The sequence below is a fragment of the Dapis hubbardiae BLCC-M172 genome, assembly GCF_050016015.1.
Classification (GTDB): domain Bacteria; phylum Cyanobacteriota; class Cyanobacteriia; order Cyanobacteriales; family Microcoleaceae; genus Trichodesmium.
In genome coordinates this window covers 1-18358 of record NZ_JBNHEQ010000059.1, presented here as the reverse complement: position 1 = coordinate 18358, position 18358 = coordinate 1, and the positions used below count along the sequence as shown (strand labels likewise).

General features: G+C 37.6%; 12 protein-coding genes and 1 pseudogene. 7 read left to right on the top strand and 6 right to left on the bottom strand.

Annotated features, from left to right (window positions below; genetic code table 11):
* Nucleotides 1–58 precede the first annotated feature (58 nt).
* The 3 genes from ACP6PK_RS05940 to ACP6PK_RS05930 all read right to left on the bottom strand — a co-directional run bounded on the left by ACP6PK_RS05940 (nucleotide 59) and on the right by ACP6PK_RS05930 (nucleotide 1372).
* Nucleotides 59–328 carry a hypothetical protein gene (locus ACP6PK_RS05940; RefSeq protein WP_426558597.1) on the bottom strand — a complete coding sequence of 90 codons (270 nt, stop codon included), beginning with the start codon at nucleotides 326–328 and terminating at the stop codon, nucleotides 59–61.
* Nucleotides 329–349: 21 nt separating this feature from the next.
* Entirely contained in the window at nucleotides 350–475 is a 126-nt protein-coding gene (locus tag ACP6PK_RS05935) for a hypothetical protein (RefSeq protein ID WP_256386703.1), read from the bottom strand.
* A 195-nt stretch (nucleotides 476–670) separates the two neighbouring features.
* Entirely contained in the window at nucleotides 671–1372 is a 702-nt protein-coding gene (locus tag ACP6PK_RS05930) for a choice-of-anchor K domain-containing protein (protein WP_426558595.1), read from the bottom strand.
* A 644-nt stretch (nucleotides 1373–2016) separates the two neighbouring features.
* Between ACP6PK_RS05930 and ACP6PK_RS05925 the strand changes: the two genes are divergently transcribed.
* A complete protein-coding gene (locus tag ACP6PK_RS05925; RefSeq protein WP_426558593.1) occupies nucleotides 2017–2229 on the top strand; it encodes a hypothetical protein in 213 nt (70 codons plus the stop codon).
* 40 nt (nucleotides 2230–2269) lie between these two features.
* On the opposite strand, the gene ACP6PK_RS05920 is transcribed toward ACP6PK_RS05925, so the two are convergent.
* Nucleotides 2270–3871 carry an IS200/IS605 family accessory protein TnpB-related protein gene (locus ACP6PK_RS05920; protein ID WP_426558591.1) on the bottom strand — a complete coding sequence of 534 codons (1602 nt, stop codon included), beginning with the start codon at nucleotides 3869–3871 and terminating at the stop codon, nucleotides 2270–2272.
* Nucleotides 3872–3998: 127 nt separating this feature from the next.
* Between ACP6PK_RS05920 and ACP6PK_RS05915 the strand changes: the two are divergent.
* From ACP6PK_RS05915 to ACP6PK_RS05895, 5 genes and pseudogenes are all read left to right on the top strand, one after another.
* A pseudogene (locus ACP6PK_RS05915) lies at nucleotides 3999–4649 on the top strand (trypsin-like peptidase domain-containing protein); the annotation flags it as partial.
* Between the two features lie 784 nt (nucleotides 4650–5433).
* Nucleotides 5434–5793, top strand: a complete 360-nt coding sequence (locus ACP6PK_RS05910) for a hypothetical protein (RefSeq protein ID WP_426558589.1) — start codon at nucleotides 5434–5436, stop codon at nucleotides 5791–5793.
* 279 nt (nucleotides 5794–6072) lie between these two features.
* Nucleotides 6073–8943: an efflux RND transporter permease subunit gene (locus tag ACP6PK_RS05905; RefSeq protein WP_426558587.1), complete on the top strand. Its 2871-nt coding sequence runs from the start codon at nucleotides 6073–6075 to the stop codon at nucleotides 8941–8943.
* Between the two features lie 942 nt (nucleotides 8944–9885).
* Nucleotides 9886–11361 (top strand): choice-of-anchor Q domain-containing protein, encoded by a 1476-nt coding sequence (locus ACP6PK_RS05900; protein WP_426558585.1) that lies wholly within the window; start codon nucleotides 9886–9888, stop codon nucleotides 11359–11361.
* A 305-nt stretch (nucleotides 11362–11666) separates the two neighbouring features.
* Nucleotides 11667–12140 (top strand): pentapeptide repeat-containing protein, encoded by a 474-nt coding sequence (locus ACP6PK_RS05895; RefSeq protein WP_426558583.1) that lies wholly within the window; start codon nucleotides 11667–11669, stop codon nucleotides 12138–12140.
* Nucleotides 12141–12548: 408 nt separating this feature from the next.
* Here ACP6PK_RS05895 and ACP6PK_RS05890 read toward each other — a convergent pair whose 3' ends face one another.
* On the bottom strand, nucleotides 12549–12719 hold the full coding sequence (locus tag ACP6PK_RS05890) for a hypothetical protein (protein ID WP_426558581.1): 171 nt from the start codon (nucleotides 12717–12719) through the stop codon (nucleotides 12549–12551).
* Nucleotides 12720–12782: 63 nt separating this feature from the next.
* Complete coding sequence (locus ACP6PK_RS05885; RefSeq protein WP_426558579.1) at nucleotides 12783–14402, bottom strand: serine/threonine-protein kinase; 1620 nt, start codon at nucleotides 14400–14402, stop codon at nucleotides 12783–12785.
* Between the two features lie 1141 nt (nucleotides 14403–15543).
* Between ACP6PK_RS05885 and pheT the strand changes: the two genes are divergently transcribed.
* A complete protein-coding gene (pheT, locus tag ACP6PK_RS05880; protein WP_426558577.1) occupies nucleotides 15544–17997 on the top strand; it encodes a phenylalanine--tRNA ligase subunit beta in 2454 nt (817 codons plus the stop codon).
* Nucleotides 17998–18358 lie beyond the last annotated feature (361 nt).

Sequence of the window (18358 nt, the reverse complement as noted above, 5' to 3'; positions counted from 1 at the left end):
ATAAACCCGCCCCTACAAATCACACTGATAATATATGAACTGAAAAAAACCGCCCCTACTAACCCACACCAATATAGGGAAAACGGTTCGCTTTAATAAAATGTATCGCTGTCTCAGCTATTGCTGGAATTTCTATCAAGACAATTTTTTCTATCAAAAATGGTAACGGTATTTGTCCGGGGGATACTTTTGTTTTAGGAACTTTGCTTAATATCCCTCTCAATATTCTTTTACCCCAGTCGCTTTTCTTGGTTGGTTTTTTCTTAGGTGTATAACGGCGAGAGAAACCTTTGTATTTGTCGGCGCATTCTTCTAGGGATGAACCCAACTCAAAAAAAGCTGGATGGCATTACTCAATGGCATCCGTGGTTAGTTTTTCAGAAGTACCATAGTTACTGAAGTCGTAGAAAAAGCCTTCTCTCATCCCTGCTGCCTTGGGGTTGGCATGAATATAACGGATCAAAATTACGGTCAAACGTGGTTCAGAAACTCAAACATTTTCTAGCCGTGGCGAATTGCAGGACGCTAGTTAATCAAAATTATTTCTTGATTTGTTAATTATCATTGGGTTACTTTGCAGGAAAATATAGTACATGTAGGGTGGGGAATTTTGAGTCAATGAGACCTCTCCTCCGATCCCAGTTGTTTACCATTTACCTGAAACCTACTATTAACTCTTTTTCTTCAATGAACCTATTATAAATACACCTAGTAAACCTAAACCAGCTATTGTTGTGGGTTCGGGAACATCAACTTTGATAATCTCAGCATATAATGTTGCCTCTGCTGTTGAATTTTCTGGGGAGTTAAACTCACTGAGAAAAGTATTACCACCGTCACTAGAAAAACCAGCTAATTTCAAGGTGTAATCTACTCCACCAAAATTAAAAGTATCATTCGTCAGATCATTAGCGGTAAAAGTAAGTATATCTCCATCTAAAACTGGGTCGTTATAAATATTAGGAGTATTGAAAATATTGAAGGTGTAGTTTAAGCTTTCTGCATTGTTGAAAGAATTAGCAAAAGACAATTCAATTTCTAGAGGAAAGTCCCCATTAAAACCATAGAAAGTAGCACCATTACGATAGGTTAAATCACCAACAGCAAATAAAGTATTTACATCCGTGCTGAAACCTAAACCGTCATACTGAACATAATTTTTGAAAGACCAAGCTGCAGGAATTCCCCAAGTTAGTCTGTTGTTTGTGCCACCGTTTTCATTTGAGAGAGATTCGATACCAGTAGATACAGCAGGTAGACCCCATGAACCAGATGTTGTTCCAGCAAAAGTAATAGCTTCAACCTTTCCTGTTGTTGCAAAGAACATTGTAGTAGTTGCTATTAAGGTTGGTAAAAATTTAGTTCTGTTCATTGTCAACTATTCTCCTAATTTTTGGTTTTCATCAGTTGATGACCTCAATATCTTACTTCGGCGTTGGTAAATCTAGCTATCAAACCTAAATTTAGCAAAATCTAAAATGCTTTTCAGTTAATAGTTAGGCTATGCCTATCAAAGCACAATCATAGCCAAAATCACCAACATCCTTACTTCTTATGGTATTTCTAAGAAGAGACGTTTGTCATCCTCCCACTCGTAGATGATCGATTGATGAAAAAGTTAACTGAATATAATCTTAAATGCTCCCACCCCTAGTGTCAAGAGTATTTCGCCAACTTCATCCAATCTTCATCAATTGAGGTACTCTCCGTAAATATCCTTAGTATTTAGTGCTATCAGTTAACAAAAACTACTTATTAAATACTTAAAAAGGTGCATGAATAAAGGGCTGGCAACAATTGGAATGGGAGTTTTCATTAAGGATTGGACTGAACCTGGCCTTATACGATGGTGGCGATTTAGTAGGGCCAGGTTCCGCAGCTATTAGCCAAGGACTTTATAGCGCTTTTCAGATTGATGAACCACATCTTCATAATCAAAACCTTGTAGGGAGGTTCTATGGAACGTCCCTACTGTAGTCTACTTTTTTGACAACCGCTGTAAATTTATCAAAAAAATTGGGTCGCGCAACTTCGCCTTTTAAGGTGAAATGTTTTTGGAGAGTTGCTCACATCCCCGTGACAAAAACATACGTCGCCAATCCGACGGCTCCCCTATCTGTAGGGGCGAATGGCCATTCGCCCCTACTAACTTCTGACTTCGTTAAGGCTTGGCTTTTCCTCAATGTTTATAATTTTATTTATCACCATATCAAAAATAAGTCATTATAGTACACCATGACAATTTCACCTTCTTGAAAACTAGACAAAGCTAGACATTTGCCATCGGTGAGTGCAAATGATTTTGTGGCTCACCCGTTTCAATGTGTACTTGCTGTGAAAGTTCATGTTCCGCCCACAAACTATGGGTTAGGATTCCCTCTAGGGCTTTCCTCCATTGAAAAAGTTTAGTCCTCCGGATACGATGTAGTTTAATAAAACTAGCAACTCGTCGCCAATGACTCCAATCATGTTTGTTGACATCCTCCGGTCTCAACAAACATTTGGGGATTTTTTCTGATAAGTTTAAGGCTCTACGACCAATCACTAAAGCAGCAGCAGTGCCACTGTTTAGGCCGTATTTACCCATATAATTAATCATTCCTATCAAGCTGGTAAAAGCTGGATTTACTTTAATTAATTCAACTCCAAATCTTCTACAACACGATGCTAAAGCTTCTCTAAACATTCCAGTAGATAAATTAGAAAGCATTTCATTATAAACTTTACAATATCCACTCATTTTAGCCTTTTTCTTACTAAAATCTAGAGACTCAATGGCAATAGCGCATTCAAAAAATTCTGCTAATTCGACAATTTGAGAAACACTATTTCTCATGGATGCTTGCCGTTGTCCTGTAGTTTGATTTTTCCATTTATACGGGATTTCTTTTAAATATTCAATGTTGCCATCCCACTTCACATAAGTCATTGAAATCGACTCAGCATTAAAATCAATACCTATACAACCATTTTTTCTAGTATGAACTACTGGAATTTCTTGTACATAAGTAGAAAGATGTATATACCAATTGTCTTGTTTATGTTCCCTAGGAAAAACTTGAATTGTAATGGGCTTCAAACTATTTATGGCATAATCTAAATCTGAGCTTCTATATCTACCTACTCTATCTAAAACAGAAAATTCTAACTGTATTTTCTGACCATATTTACCCTGTAATGGTCTAGGTAGTTGAATCTCTAGTTGATATTTGTCATCTTCTTCTAATGGGAAAACTTTCATCATAGTTCCACCGCCTGGTTGAGATTTTCCCACACAGAAAAACCTGCCAGATCGTTTTTTTCTCCAATCAACACCCCATTCATCTAGGGTTTTATATCCGTTTTCTGCTAAATTATGTTGAGCGTTAAATAATTTCCGAGAGCAAAAACAAATATGTAAACGTTCTGTATTTTTTAACTCCTTTAATTTTCGTTTCAGGCTGGCTATTTTATGAATTTTGCTTTTTAAGCCTAACAACTGATTCTGAAATTTATTTCGAGCCTGTATATTTGGGAAACCTTTTTTCCTTGCTAATTTTAAAGTTTTTTCTAGTTTAGTGATGAGTTTTTTTGTAGCAGTTGTTTTAGCTTGGATTTGTAACTCTAATTTAGAGATATAGTTGTTCTTAGCTGTTTTTAATTGGTTTAAACATTGAGTCGCTTCAGTAGCAATTGAATCAGCCCATGCCCACTGAAGATTAAACTGCTTCATTAGACGCTTTTCTACTTCTGATTCTGACAACTTCTCAGCTTGCATCCAGTTGAGGGCAGACCGTTTCCAGGATTCATACAATGCTCCCAGTTCCTCAAATATAGGATGGTATTCAATTTTTGTTTCTATCCCTCTCAAGGAACCGTGAGATTTGGCCATTACTAACATTGAATTACTTTACTCAAGGTTAGCATGGTTTGTCTAGGAATGTGAACAATATTTGCTATAGCTTTGACTTTTTCTTTTGCATAGTGTCTAGAGCCATATATTCGACATGAAAAACAGAGGAAATTCTGGTGAAGTAAAAGTTGGAGATTGGGCGATCGCTGTCGGCAACCCCCTGGGATTAGATAATACAGTCACCTTGGGTATTGTGAGTTCCCTCAACCGCGCCAGTTCGGAAGTTGGTATTCCTGATAAACGTCTGGATTTTATTCAAACTGATGCTGCCATTAACCCCGGTAATTCTGGGGGTCCGTTGTTAAATTCCCAGGGAGAAGTGATTGGCATTAATACAGCTATTCGTGCTGATGGGCAAGGTATTGGGTTTGCCATACCTATAGATGAAGCAAAAGTGATTCAAGAAAAGTTAGCTAAAGGTGAAAGTATACCTCGTCCTTACATTGGAGTGCGGATGATTACTTTGACTCCAGAAATCATTCAAAGATTTAATAAAAATCCTAATTCCTTAATACAACTTCCTGACACTGGAGGTGTTTTAATAGCACAGGTAATTCCTAGTAGTCCAGCAGCTAAAGGCGGTTTACGACGTGGGGATGTGATTACAGAAATTGATCAAAAAATTACCACTGCTGAAGAATTACAGAATATAGTTCAGGAAAGTGAAATTGGTAAACCTCTAAAAATTACGGTCAAACGTGCTTCAGAAACTCAAACATTTTCTGTGAGTCCAGGGGAGTTACAGGATGCAAGTTAGGTTTTGCTGAAAAAGTCTTATGGGTAAGGGTAGGAGTCAGGAGTTAGGAGTTAGGAGTTAGGAGTTAGGAGATTATCTGCGTTGTTCAATTGCAGCAACATAAGAAGGTGGTGGTGCATAGTAATGGTAGATAGAGTGTGGGGAGTATGGGGAGTGCGGGAGCGTGAGAAGAAATTAAAAAATATATATCTTCACCATTACAATGCAGGACTACCCATAAGAATTTAGTAATTTGCTTACTTCTGCTAAATGTATTAGAAATTTGGAAGTATTACTGTATTCAAGGTAGTTTGCCAGAATGAGATAAACTCGCCCCGTACTGCCAAAGCTTTTGGTTGATAGACTAACTTTTTGTTTGTAGTTTTGCTCTAGCCCACAATTTATGTTTGGGCTAGAGCAAAACTACGAACCTAATTATAAGTGTTCTACCGGACATAATATAAATTGCTAATCTACCTCCAAAGTAGGTTAAACCTGACCCTACAATTTTTTTAACCTTTAATTTAGACCTACCTAATAGAGGGTCTACAATCTTTCTTATATTTTTGGTTTTCTACTTGATTAATGATTTTTTTTTAATGTTTTAATTATCAAAAATTACTATTTTTATAGAATTTTCTACCAGATATATTAATAGTAAATTAACCTTCATCAAAGCTGGCCAAAAATAGGTTGTCGATCCTAAATATCTAAGCTAATGTTAGATTAAATACTTTCTGTTTATTGGGAGTATAATATGAAAATATATGGAGCTTTGATACTCGGAAAAAGGACTAATTACTTAATGAAAACTACCTTTCGCCAACAATCTCTGGTTACAGCATTTTTAATGACTGTTTCGATCATGGTTTATTGTAGTTTATTTGTGAGTGAGGCGAACAGTCAAACTCCTAAATTGCCATCTGAAAAAAAATATCCTCAAGATTTTGCAGAGGCTTATCAGGCAAGTTGTAAGTTTAATGCTGTGGCAAAAGGATTGTCTCAAGAACAAGCTAAAACATTATGTAATTGTACTTTGAATCAGTTTCAATCTAAATATAATTTAGAAAAATTTCAGACACTATTAGAAAAATCAGCAAAGGAGGAAACACCCGACGAGTTAATAGAAATAGGAGAGCTTTGTGCCGAAAAGTTAATAAATTGATCTTTAGGGAGTAGGGAGTAGGGAGTGGGGGAGATAGGGAGATGGGGAGATGGGGAGATGGGGAGATGGGGAAGGAACAAGGAAAAAATATTTACCCCATCAGTTGTACTTTCTCTAAACAATAATAATTTTAATTTATGATCGCTGAAAATCAACTATTGTGGTATCAAAGAATATTTCTCTGTGTGCCAACAAATATTTCTAAATTCTCTTCTGGACTGACTCCTGACTTCTGACTCCTAATTAACTATCTAATTATACCAATGCTACCGAATTTATATGAAACAATCTTCAGTAAAAAATCTGCGACGGCGCTGGAATATTTCTCGGTGGGCGATCGCTAAACCTTGGTTAACTATCTGTTTTTGGTTAACTGTAACTATAGCAGGATTATTTGCTTTTAGTAGTCTCAAATATGCTTTATTTCCAGAGGTCAGTTTTCCCGTAGTGGTGATACAAGCAAAAGCAAGTTTTGACACCGCTACAGAAACAGAAAGAGAAATTACTGCCCCTATTGAAAATGCTGTCAAAAACCTGGAAACAGAAGGGATGTATGAATTGCGTTCCTCAACATATCCAGGTCAAGCAGTGATAAATATGGCTTTTAGCACTCTCTACAATTTAAGCTCGGCAACAGCAAATGTGGAAACTGCTCTCAAACAAGTAACTCTACCTCCAGAAACAAGTTTAGAAATAATTAGTCTCGACTTAAATGAGTCAGCAGCTATTAGTTACGCCATTACCAGTGAGAGTAAAACTCTGAAAGAATTAACTAAAATTGCCCAAAATCAAATTATTCCTACTATTGCCGAATTACCAGGAGTTTTAAAAGTTAATCTACTGGGCGATGCTTCCCGAAAACAAAAAGATAATGAAAATTTAATCTCTACTTCTCCACCAACTCTAGTTAGTTTCAATGCTAAAAATGCGATAGCTTTTCAAGTAGTTAAACGTGCTGATGCTAATACTCTAGAAGTCGTGAGTAAGGTAGAAGCAACTGTAGTAAAATTGCAGTCTGACTTACCTGAAATTAAACTTGTCTTAGCAGAAACTCAAGCAGATTATATTCAGGAGGCAACCCAAGCTACTATTGATGCTTTGTTATTAGGAATTATTCTAGCAGTGGCAGTAATTTTTCCTTTCTTACGGAATTTGACTGCAACAATGATTACAGCTTTGGCAATACCTATTTCTTTATTAGGTACTTGTATTGTCATGGCAATATTTGGATTTAATTTAGAAACTATTACTCTGCTAGCATTAGCAATAATTATTGGAATTATTGTTGATGATGCTATTGTGGATGTAGAAAATATTGCTAGACATCTTGAAGCCGGGGAAACTCCTAAACAAGCAGCAATTTCTGGTACTGATGAAATAGGTTTAACTGTTGTTGCTTCTACTTGCACTATTGCAGCAGTATTTCTGCCAGTTGCTTTTATGGGAGATACTCTCGGTCAATTTTTTCAACCTTTTGGTTTGACGGTTTCGGCAGCAGTATTAATTTCTTTATTGGTTGCTCGCACTTTATCGCCGGTATTGGCAAGTTGGTGGTTGGGTAAAAAGGAAGAAGGAAGAAGGAAGAAGGAAGAGGGAAAAGGACTGACACAGAAACCGGGTTTATCAAAGAAATCTCCTGAGTTGAGTAATCAGGATAATAAACCCGGTTTCTTGTTTGAGCAAGGAATAGAAGTTACTCAGAAACCGGGTTTATCAAGGAAATATCGTGACTTGAATAATCAGCGCAATAAACCCGGTTTCTTGTTTGGGAATATTTTATCTAATCAATACCAAAAATTACTTAACTGGTCGCTAGACCATCGCAAAATTGTCATCGTCATAGCTTTACTCAGTTTTGTTGCTGGTGTAGGGATGATTCCTCTAATTCCGAAAGGGTTAGTACCTCAACTTGACCGAGGCGAATTTAATATTACCTATTCTTATCCTCTACCTACTTTTACCACTAATACTGAAAAATCTCCCCCTCCCCAAGAAATTAAACCGCCTCCTGAAAACTCAATTTTTGGGGAAGGTGCATTTAATTGGATGAGCGATATAACCAACTCTCCGACCAGAATATTGTTAAGAAAATCTCGAAGAATAGCTCAACAAATTGAGAAAATTGTTTTATCTTCCCCAGAAGTAGAGTCTGTTTTTACTATTGCAGGTTTCCAGGGTGAGCCAAATCGTGGTAAAGTGTATGTGAAACTCAAAAAAGAGCGATCGCTAACCACTGCCCAAGTACAAGAGCAAACTCGTACTGCTTTATCAGAATTAGAAAAAGTTACTATCAGTGTTGAGGATATTCCTTTTGTGGAGACTGGTGCAGGAAAACCTTTTGAAATAATGCTATTGGGAGATAACCGGGAAATTCTTCACAATACTGCTACGGAAATTCAAACTCAGATTCAAAAAATACCAGGTTTTGTAGACATAACTATAACGTCTCAGTTTCAGAATTTTGATAACCCGATAGAAATCAGTCGTCGCGGTTTGAAACAGGTTGTGTATATTACTGCTAATCTCTCTGATGGTTTAGGATTAGCGGATGCTATTGATTTGGCAGTAGAGGTAGCTCAACCTATTTTACCAGATGGTGTCGAGTTAGATTTGGGAGGAGATTCTTTGAGAGTAGGAGAAGTATTTGGTAGTTTTGCCGTGACGTTAGGTTTGTCTGTTGTCTGTATGTTGACAGTGCTATTTTTACTTTTTGGTAGACTTTTAGAACCTTTGGTAGTAGGTTTGTGTTTGCCTCTATCTATTGTGGGAGCAATGTTAGGGTTGTTAGTTACTCAAAGTGATTTTGGTGTTATTTCTTTATTAGGTCTAATTTTTCTCCTTGGTTTGCTCGACAAAAATGCCTTGTTGTTGATGGATTATATTAATCAGTTGCGTCAGTCTGGGTTAGAGCGGAGAGAGGCAATTTTGGAAACTGGAGTAGTGCGACTGCGACCAATTTTGATGACCACAAGTTCCACCGTTTTAGGGATGTTGCCGATCGCTCTGGGATTAGGAGCAGGAGCAGAATTACGACAACCTTTAGCTGTGGCAATTATTGGCGGGTTGATTACTTCTACATTATTGAGTTTAATTGTAGTTCCTGTTTTGTATAGTTTATTAGAAGATTTGTGGGATTGTAAAAACAGTTAAATAGACGAATATATTTTAGAACTAGCTGATATTAAAATAGACATCTCCGGTAATCAAAAATTAAATCAATTATCCCGAATAAATCATCAATATACCTCTCCGAAAAAGATATATATTTTTTGCGGCAGTAGGGAACAGGGAACAGGGAACAGGGAATAAATAATATATTTTTACGAAAAAGGCAGGAAAAATGATTTTTCATCGTAAATTTTTATTTATTTAACTGCTATAACTAAGAGGTTTATTTATTTTCCGGAGATGTTTAATTCTTTCCCCCTACTCCCTACTCCCTCTTTTCCGGAGAGCTCTAATATATAAAGCAAAATAAACTACTGGGGGAACTACAAACAAAAAGAAAAAAAGTTGGGTTGACACAACCAGAAAACTAGGAACTCCTGGCATTAATGCAAGTTGACCAAATCAGGTGATTGCGGAAATCTAAAGCTTTAGTTGTAGGAGTGCAAAAAGGTTCGAGAGTTCTACTGCATCCATGAGTCAACTACCATAAACCATTCGGCAGCGCGTGAGACAACGAGCTGGAAATCGTTGCGAATATTGTCTGAGTAATCTTGTAGGTTGGGTTAAGGTAACGTTCGCGAAGCGTATCCGTAGAAAAAAACAGGACTTACGCTCCAAGCGCCATATCTAGTAAGGGCGAATGCCATTCGCCCCTACATATGGCGTATAATTGCATATTTTGCGTAAGTCCTGAAAAAACAAAAAGTATTTTTATGAAGATTCAGTAAAGTTATCGGGACTTTAGGGCATTTTTATGAAGATTCAGTAAAGTTATGAATAAGCCCTTGCTATTGACAGAATGTCTGTGTTATTATAATTCTAGTTCTCTTAAAACAGAATTTTAACTAACTAAAAGTACACCTACACACCTATTTGCCAATTATAAGCATTATACAGGCAAAATAAGCAGGAGATTCTAATTTTATGGCGACTTTTCATGTAACTAATGTGTATGATGCGGGAGTGGGTAGCCTGCGTGATGCTATTGAGATGGCTAATGCAACGCTGGATGCCGATACCATTACCTTTGATAGTTCCCTGACTGGAAAGACTATAGGACTAACCAGTGGAGAGTTGTCCATTACCAATTCTCTCACCATCAATGGATTAGGTGCAAATCTGCTGACAGTGGATGCACAGATGAACGGCTTCCGAGTCTTTAACATAGATAATAACAGTGACGATTTTATTAATGTGTTCATAAATGGCTTGACCATTACAGGAGGCAATCCCATAGGTGGTGGGGGTGGAATTTTTACCTCAGAAAATCTAACAGTTCAAGACAGTATTATCTCCGGTAACACCTCAACTGGCATTGAAGGGCAATACGACAGAGACGTATCTATTGATGGTGGCGGAATCAATAGTCATGGTGGTTATTTAGAAATCATCAACACCTATATTGTTAACAATGAGGTCATTGGAAACCAATTAACCGACGGACAATTCTCCCCCATTATAGCTCACAATCTTGGTGACGATCCTGACGGTGGTGGTGTGTCTATCAATAATGGTAAGCTCAAAGTTGTCGATAGCACTATTTCAGAAAATAAAGTTACTGGTGGCTTGAGTGATGGTGGTGGACTTTACGGCTGGTATAGTGACATAACGGTGACTAATTCTACTATCTCTGGCAATACTATTGAAGGAACTGCCTTGGGTAGTGGTGGTGGTATTTATAATCGCCATGGCAACACAACAGTCATCAATTCAACCATTGCCGATAATTCGACACACATGACCGACAATTTTGGCTCTGGTGATGGTGGCGGTATTTTTAGTCGCAATGGCGATCTAGAAGTTATCGATTCAACTATCTCAGGTAATTCTGCCTATGGCAAAAATAGAACCGATGGCGGTGGAATTTACAGTAAAAATGGCAACTTAACAGTTTTTAACTCGACTATTTCTTATAACAGTACCGCTGGTCGTGGTGCTGATGGTGGAGGTATTTTTAGTAGTAGGGGAACGGCAACTATTACCAATTCTACCATTTCCCATAATTCTGCTGATAGGTTTGGGGGTGGCTTATATAGTGTCGGGAATACAAACCTCAGCAATACTATCATTGCCAACAGCATTGATGGCGGTGATGCCTTCCTCAATACTACGAAGATCGACACTAATGTTAACAACCTGATTGAAGACGGCAGTTACAATCCATTTCTGTCAGGCGATCCAGGCTTGCTACCTCTACAAAATAATGGTGGTTCGACTCAAACACAAGGCTTACTCTCCAACAGTATTGCCATTGATGCCGGGGATAATGCGAGTGCAGTTGGATTACCGTTCGATCAACGAGGGCCGTTATTCGACCGCATTGTCAATGGCACAGTAGATATTGGTGCTTATGAACTACAGCAACAACAGGCACTAATTTTAGATATTGGTGTTTATTAAGTACAGCAACAACAAGTACTAACTTTAGATATCGGATAATCACTTATAATAAAGTTTTTGTTTGTAGTATAGCTCTCAGCCTCAACTGTAGATAGGGCTGAGAGCTATACTACGAACTTTAATTATAATAACTATTTAACCGGACATGATATTACCTGCCAATAACTCTCTAAATTTCACTTCATATAAATTTACACAGTTTTAAAGTTTTATGTAGTTTTTGCTACATTTTTTTATGCTTCTGCCAGTATTAAAAACATAAACCATCTTTAAAAAACCAATTTTATCAAAGGGATTTGAACAATATGGATACTCAAAAATTCCTGAGTCGCTACTCTATAGGAAAACGTTACTTCCGAGGAATTTGCCTTAACAATGCAAATCTGCGTGGAGCAAAATTGACAATGGCTAATTTGAAGGAAGCTGATTTGAGTGGGGCTGACTTAAGTGGAGCTAAACTCAATGGAGTAGATTTCAGCCAAGCAAACCTATCCGGTGCTGACCTAACTAATGCAGACTTGCGTAGTGCTAACTTAAGTGATGTTAACCTGATTGGTGCTGACCTCACAGGCGCAAAATTAGGACGGGCCAATTTAAGGCGAGCCGATCTGCGTAGTGCTAACCTAACTGATGCAGACTTAATTGGGGCAACCCTGGATGAGGTAGAAATGAGTGGAGCAGATTTGACAGGAGCCAACATTAATCAAACTGAATTAAGTGAAGCTATCTCTCACTTAGGTATATCTCATAACTGGGTGACATGGGCAGGAAGTCATTAATTGATAATTGATAATGGATAATGGATAATTACCTCTGGTTCAAACCTTTCTTGATTGAAAATAAGGAAATATTATTTCTTTTTTTCTCTTGAAATAAAAGGCAATAAAGCCGAATCGATCAATTATCAATTATCTATTGGTAATTAGGTTTATAGAAATTCTGAGGTTGCTAATAACACCCCACGTCATTTGACAAGAAAATTATGTCAATAGCTTTACCTAGAAAGGGTATAAAAAAAAGAAAATTCAGTGTTTCCAGCCTCCCTATTCCATTGAGGTACTGTTTCGCTCCGCGACATGAAAAACGTTAGCGAAGCTCCTCTGGAAGAGGCAGTTCCGACCTAGGAGGCTAGCTGTTAACTGATAACTGAAATGACGTGGGTATATGAGAGTGATTCTCCCAATAAATTAACTGGGAAAAATAACAGAAAATCGATCAACATAGCTTGGAACAGGATTATATTTCTGTGTCACTTCCTGGGGCTTCAAAGTTTTAGGTTGGGAAAAAGGATAAATTTCTAACAAAATAGGTAGTAATACCGTAATTATTGTGGCATAAAAAAATTTTTCGAGCATCATAACTAACACCAGAATTTTTTCGGCCACCATTATATTACATAATAGTATTAAACACCCACTATTTTAGAATCCTGAACCTCTTTTACCATTGGGCAAAATTGTCCACCAATTAGTTTTAGCCGTACCTAGTTGACGATCGCTGACCATTGCATTTGTGAGATTAGTACCACACAAATTAGCACCCCGTAAATTTGCCCCATTCATATAAGCATTGGTCATATTTGCATCTTGCAAGTTACAACCTGCCAAACTAGCTGTACTTAAATAAGCTTTATTAAGATTGGCATTTTTCAGCACAGTATCTGTTAAATTAACATGACCAAGATTAGCATCAGATAAATCTGCACCTTCTAAATTAGCTTCATGTAAATTAGCTCCATAAAAATTAGCTCCAGACAACTTAGCATTACGCAAATTCAAGCGACTTAAATTACAATCAGCAAAATCTCTTCTACCTTTCATATAAGCACTTCGTAACGTTCCAGCAGTCCATTTAGTCGGAATTTTACTAGCTAATTGTGTTGTATTAGTTGTTTTGCTTTTTGGAGATACTGTCGTCAAATATCCTTGATTAATTTCTTGCCTCATCTTCACATTAGATCGAGAGCGAGTTGCAGGATTTTTTTCTAAACGAGTGTTGCGTTCTCTAATTTTTTGAGCAATTTTAGTGCTGGGAGAAATCCAGGAAACATCATTTTTATTATCATTAAAAACTGTAGGTTCATCTCGAAATAAAGTCTGAACAGCATCTTCTGCAGCAGGTTGTACCTGTTTTTTCTGAGTTTTTTTGGTCTTCAAAGCTGCTGAAAGTTCTTCTGCTGACTGGAAGCGATGTCGTACAGAAACTTCTAGCATTTTCTCCAAAATTTCTCCAAACCAGTCACTAACATTCACTTGAGGACGCCAGAGAATTTCACCATTAATCTGATCGTAACCAAGACTCTTTGGAGTTTTTCCTGTCAGCAGGAAAATAGTAGTTACTCCCAAAGCATAAATATCACTTGCATATACAGGTCGCAAAGCCATTTGTTCTGGTGGTGCAAAACCTGAAGTACCAATAGAGATATTTGTCAAAGCTGTTTCTCCTGTACCACCTGACATATGAGTTTGGTTCACATGATCTTTGACAGCTCCAAAGTCAATTAGAACTAAATGACCATCTTGACTCCGCCGAATAATATTAGCAGGTTTAATATCCCGGTGAATTACTCCTTGAGTGTGAATATAATCTATGACTGGCAAAATTTCAACGATAAATTTTTTTGCTTGTTCTTCACTAAATAGACCCTGTTTTTTGACTTCCTGTTTTAAGGTTGAACCACTGACATATTCTTGAACTAAATGAAAATGTTTCTTCCATTCAAAATAACCTAATAATCTGGGAATTTGGGGATGATGGCCAATTTTTCCCAGAGTTTTCGCTTCTCGCTCAAATAGTTTTCTAGCCATCTCTAATACACCAGGGGTTGTAGTTGATGGGCGTAATTCCTTAATTACACAAATTGGATCTCCTGGTAAAGATTTATCCTTAGCTAAAAAAGTTGCTCCAAAACCTCCTTTACCAAGAGGTTGAATAATTTCATAGCGATCGCGCAAAATTAAATCTGAACCACAAGCTTGACATTTATTAACACTATTTGGATTTTGAGGTTGAGGACAGGCAGGATTTATACAATAGCTCATCTTATTCAATAATATTAGTTAATTTAATTTTTTCTTTAAACGACTAATCTCTTCATGGCAAATTTACTAAACAAAGGCCAATTCCTAAAGATTTAACCACAAATAGGTATTACCTAAAATTTCAGACATTGAGAGCAGCTCCCAGTTACTTTTGAGTCATAGTATATATATTTTTTTACTCATCAGAGTATAGATATGCGACAAATTTATTAAACAGGATTGCTGAGATACTTAACTGGATTAGTCTGGTCATATTAACATTATACCTATCTATATATATGAATCAAAATCTATAGTTTTTCTCCAAACACATCTCACATCAAAAAAATGTTGATTAAAACCCAGATATTAAGAGGAAGGTTTAATATTAATTTTATCTTTCAAGTTATGATTATAATAACAAGAAAAGACATTTTTATCATGGTAGAAAACTATAACTATTAAGATTAATAAATTAGCACTCCGGAGAAATATTTAGCTACTCAGAAGCATTTTGGAATTTTCAGCTTGAGTGTAATAAATTGAGGAGAAAGAGTTTGTAACAGTAAGTTTGGATAAATTCAATGAAAGCTTATGTGTCACGAAAACAGATGGCACAATTTGGATAAATATTTGTGACAAATCCCTTTTCCTATTCCTAGTTAAGCCCATCCCTATAAATACAGAGGGTTTAACATTTTTTGATATAATTACTATCATCTACATATCTAAACCAATTATATAGCACTATGCAAATAGTTTAGGACATTTATAAACCCTCGAACTTAGTCCGGGATTACTTTTGACTTCAAACAAAAAGCAGGACTTATGACTTCTGGATTACGACTTCTGACTTCATTAAAACCCCAACCACCAGAGAGATAAAATGTTACTTGAGGTCATAAATATGGCCTTAGAGCAAGATATTTGCTCTACTAGCGTGTCTAGCTTTAATAATGTGGGTAAGTTTCAGCAGAATGAAGACCTCTCCCCCGACCCCTCTCCTTGCACGAGAGGGGAGAATATCTCCCCCCTTCCCTCCTCCCCCCCTTTGACGCGGGGGTTAAGGGGGGATAGGAAGGGAGTTGGGGGATTAGGTTTTACCAACAATTTTAGTCTAGACACGCTACTACTATGCCTAAAGATTGGGAATTATTAAAGAATGCGTATCTCTCTGAACTGGTTGCGGGAACTGGTAGACATTAACATTACTCCAGAAGAATTAGCCGAAACTCTGACAATGGCAGGCTTTGAGGTGGAAGAAATAGAAGACCGAAGCACTTGGTCAGCAGGAGTAGTATTAGGAAAAATACTTGAAGCTAACAAGCACCCCAATGCTGATAAACTTCAAGTTTGCCAAGTGGACATTGGTAAGCCAGACCCATTAAATATTGTTTGTGGAGCTTCTAACGCTAAAGCAGATATTTATGTCGCAGTAGCTACCGTTGGTGCTTATTTGGCTGCCATTGACTTAAAGATTAAAAAGAGTAAACTCCGGGGAGTCCCCTCCGAAGGAATGATTTGTTCTTTGTCAGAACTGGGCCTCACAAAAGATTCTGAAGGTATTCATATATTTGACCTAGAAAAGCCCAAGTTAGGTAGTGATGTAGGGCCTTTACTCGGTCTAGATGATGTAATTTTAGACTTGACAACAACGGCAAATCGTGCTGATGCCCTGAGTATGATTGGTGTAGCCCGCGAAGTTGCTGCTCTGACCGGAGCATCCCTCAGAATACCAGATGTTTCTGAAGTTATTATCCCAAAGCAAGACAGCAATAGTAGTCTCAAAATAGATATCTCAGAATCGGCAGCTTGCCCCATTTATATTGGTACTGTCATCGAAGGAGTAAAAATTGGTCCTTCACCAGAATGGTTAAAACAGCGATTAGAAGCTACAGGTATAAGAGCTATCAATAATGTCGTAGATATCACCAACTATATTCTGTTGGAGTGGGGCCAGCCACTTCATGGTTTTGACAAAGATAAAATTCAAGCCCTGACGGGTGAAAAATTATTGACAATTGGAGTTCGTTATGCAAAACTTGATGAATATCTCGTTACCTTGGACAGTCAAAAGCGCACTCTGGAAGCTGAAACTTTATTAATTACGGCCAATGATAAACCAGTAGCTTTTGCAGGAGTAATGGGTGGAGAAGAAACTGAAGTTGATGACAATACTACAAATCTATTATTGGAAGCAGCAATTTTTGCTCCTATTGCTATTCGTCGTTCAGCTCGAACTCAAGGTCTACGGACAGAAGCTTCTACTAGATTTGAACGGGGGGTTAATCAAGCAGAATTAGCATTAGCTTGTCGTCGCGCTATTCATTTAATTACTGATTTAGCTGGAGGAAAGGTTACTCATCAAGAAACTTTTACTACTAAAGCAGATAGTATCACAGCAAGTCGCGAATTATCCCTGCGTCTAGATCGCATTAACGAAATTTTAGGACCACTGAAGCGTGGGGAAGATAATTTGAATGAGTCTTTTCTGCAACCAGAGGAAGTTGAAGGTATTCTCACATCTTTAGGATGTGAGTTGAGCAAAACCGAAACTAAAGAAGCAGTAGTTTGGAATGTGACGGTACCTCCCTATCGTTATCGAGACTTAGAACGAGAAATAGATTTGATAGAAGAAGTTGCGCGTTTGTACGGATACGATAATTTCTGTGAAACTCTACCAAGCAAAAGTGCAGCAGGTTATTTGCCACCGGAACAGTTGGCGCTCCGTAGTCTTCGGGTAGCTTTCCGAGGTGCAGGGTTAACAGAATTGATGCAATATTCTTTGGTAAAACAAGGTGGGGAAAATCAAATAGCGATCGCTAATCCTCTATTTGTGGAATATTCTGCTCTCCGTACAGAACTTTTAACCGGACTTATTGATGCTTTTCAATATAACCTGGAACAAGGAAATGGAGTATTAAACGGGTTTGAGATAGGTCGTATTTTCTGGAAAGACTCAGAAAAATTTCAAGAAGCAGAAGCGATCGCCGGAATTATTAGTAATGGTGCTAAAAGTTGGACGCGGGGTGGTAAGGAACAACCTTTGAGTTGGTTTGAAGCTAAAGGAATTTTAGAACAAGTTTTTGAACGACTCTATTTGACAGTTGAGTACAAAGCAAACTCCGAAAATTCTCTGTTACATCCAGGTCGCACAGCATCATTATGGTTACAAGGTAAATATCTTGGTATTTTTGGGCAGCTACATCCTCAACTGCGACAAGAGCGAGAGTTGCCAGATGAGGTTTATGTTTTTCAACTTGACTTGACAGTGTTGGTGTCAGTAATGACTCAAGGAAATATTGTCAGACGCAAGTTTAGTGGTTATTCTACATTCCCTCCTGCTGACCGAGATATTGCTTTCTTTGTACCAGTTGAGGTATCAGTGGATGAGATTAAACAGGTAATTTCTCAAGCTGCTGGGAAGTTATTGGAGTCTATAGAATTATTTGATGAATATCGGGGTGAAAATGTACCGGAAGGTGAAAGGAGTTTAGCTTTTAGGTTAGTTTATCGGGTGAGCGATCGAACTCTGACTGATGCTGATGTCGATCCGGTGCAGCAAAAAGTTAGAGATGCTTTGGTTGATAAACTGAAGGTAAATCTAAGAAGTTAATATTTTGGAGGAAGTAGGGAGTAGGGAGTAGGGAGTAGGGGAAAATGGCTAGGATTTTTCAACTGTAGAAACCGGGTTTGTATTAGATATCTTACCATACTGAAACCTGTTTCCAACAAACTCGGTTTCTTAGAACACCAGAGCGATTATTTCATAGCTCTTCTAGAAACCGGGTTTGTATTAGATATCTTAGCATTAGGGAGTAGGGAGTAGGGAGTAGGGAGTAGGGGAAAATAGCTATGATTTTTCAAGTGTAGAAACCGGGTTTGTATTAGATATCTTACTTACCATACTGACACCTGTTTCCAACAAACCCGGTTTCTTAGAACACCAGAGCGATTATTTCATAGCTCTTCTAGAA

Bases quoted from the DNA above. Each gene is read 5' to 3' on its own strand.
- ACP6PK_RS05905 (WP_426558587.1), top strand. From the start codon at position 6,073: ATGAAACAATCTTCAGTAAAAAATCTGCGACGGCGCTGGAATATTTCT.
- ACP6PK_RS05920 (WP_426558591.1), bottom strand. From the start codon at position 3,871: ATGGCCAAATCTCACGGTTCCTTGAGAGGGATAGAAACAAAAATTGAA.
- pheT (WP_426558577.1), top strand. From the start codon at position 15,544: ATGCGTATCTCTCTGAACTGGTTGCGGGAACTGGTAGACATTAACATT.
- ACP6PK_RS05890 (WP_426558581.1), bottom strand. From the start codon at position 12,719: ATGATGCTCGAAAAATTTTTTTATGCCACAATAATTACGGTATTACTA.
- ACP6PK_RS05895 (WP_426558583.1), top strand. From the start codon at position 11,667: ATGGATACTCAAAAATTCCTGAGTCGCTACTCTATAGGAAAACGTTAC.
- ACP6PK_RS05930 (WP_426558595.1), bottom strand. From the start codon at position 1,372: ATGAACAGAACTAAATTTTTACCAACCTTAATAGCAACTACTACAATG.
- ACP6PK_RS05900 (WP_426558585.1), top strand. From the start codon at position 9,886: ATGGCGACTTTTCATGTAACTAATGTGTATGATGCGGGAGTGGGTAGC.
- ACP6PK_RS05885 (WP_426558579.1), bottom strand. From the start codon at position 14,402: ATGAGCTATTGTATAAATCCTGCCTGTCCTCAACCTCAAAATCCAAAT.
- ACP6PK_RS05910 (WP_426558589.1), top strand. From the start codon at position 5,434: ATGAAAACTACCTTTCGCCAACAATCTCTGGTTACAGCATTTTTAATG.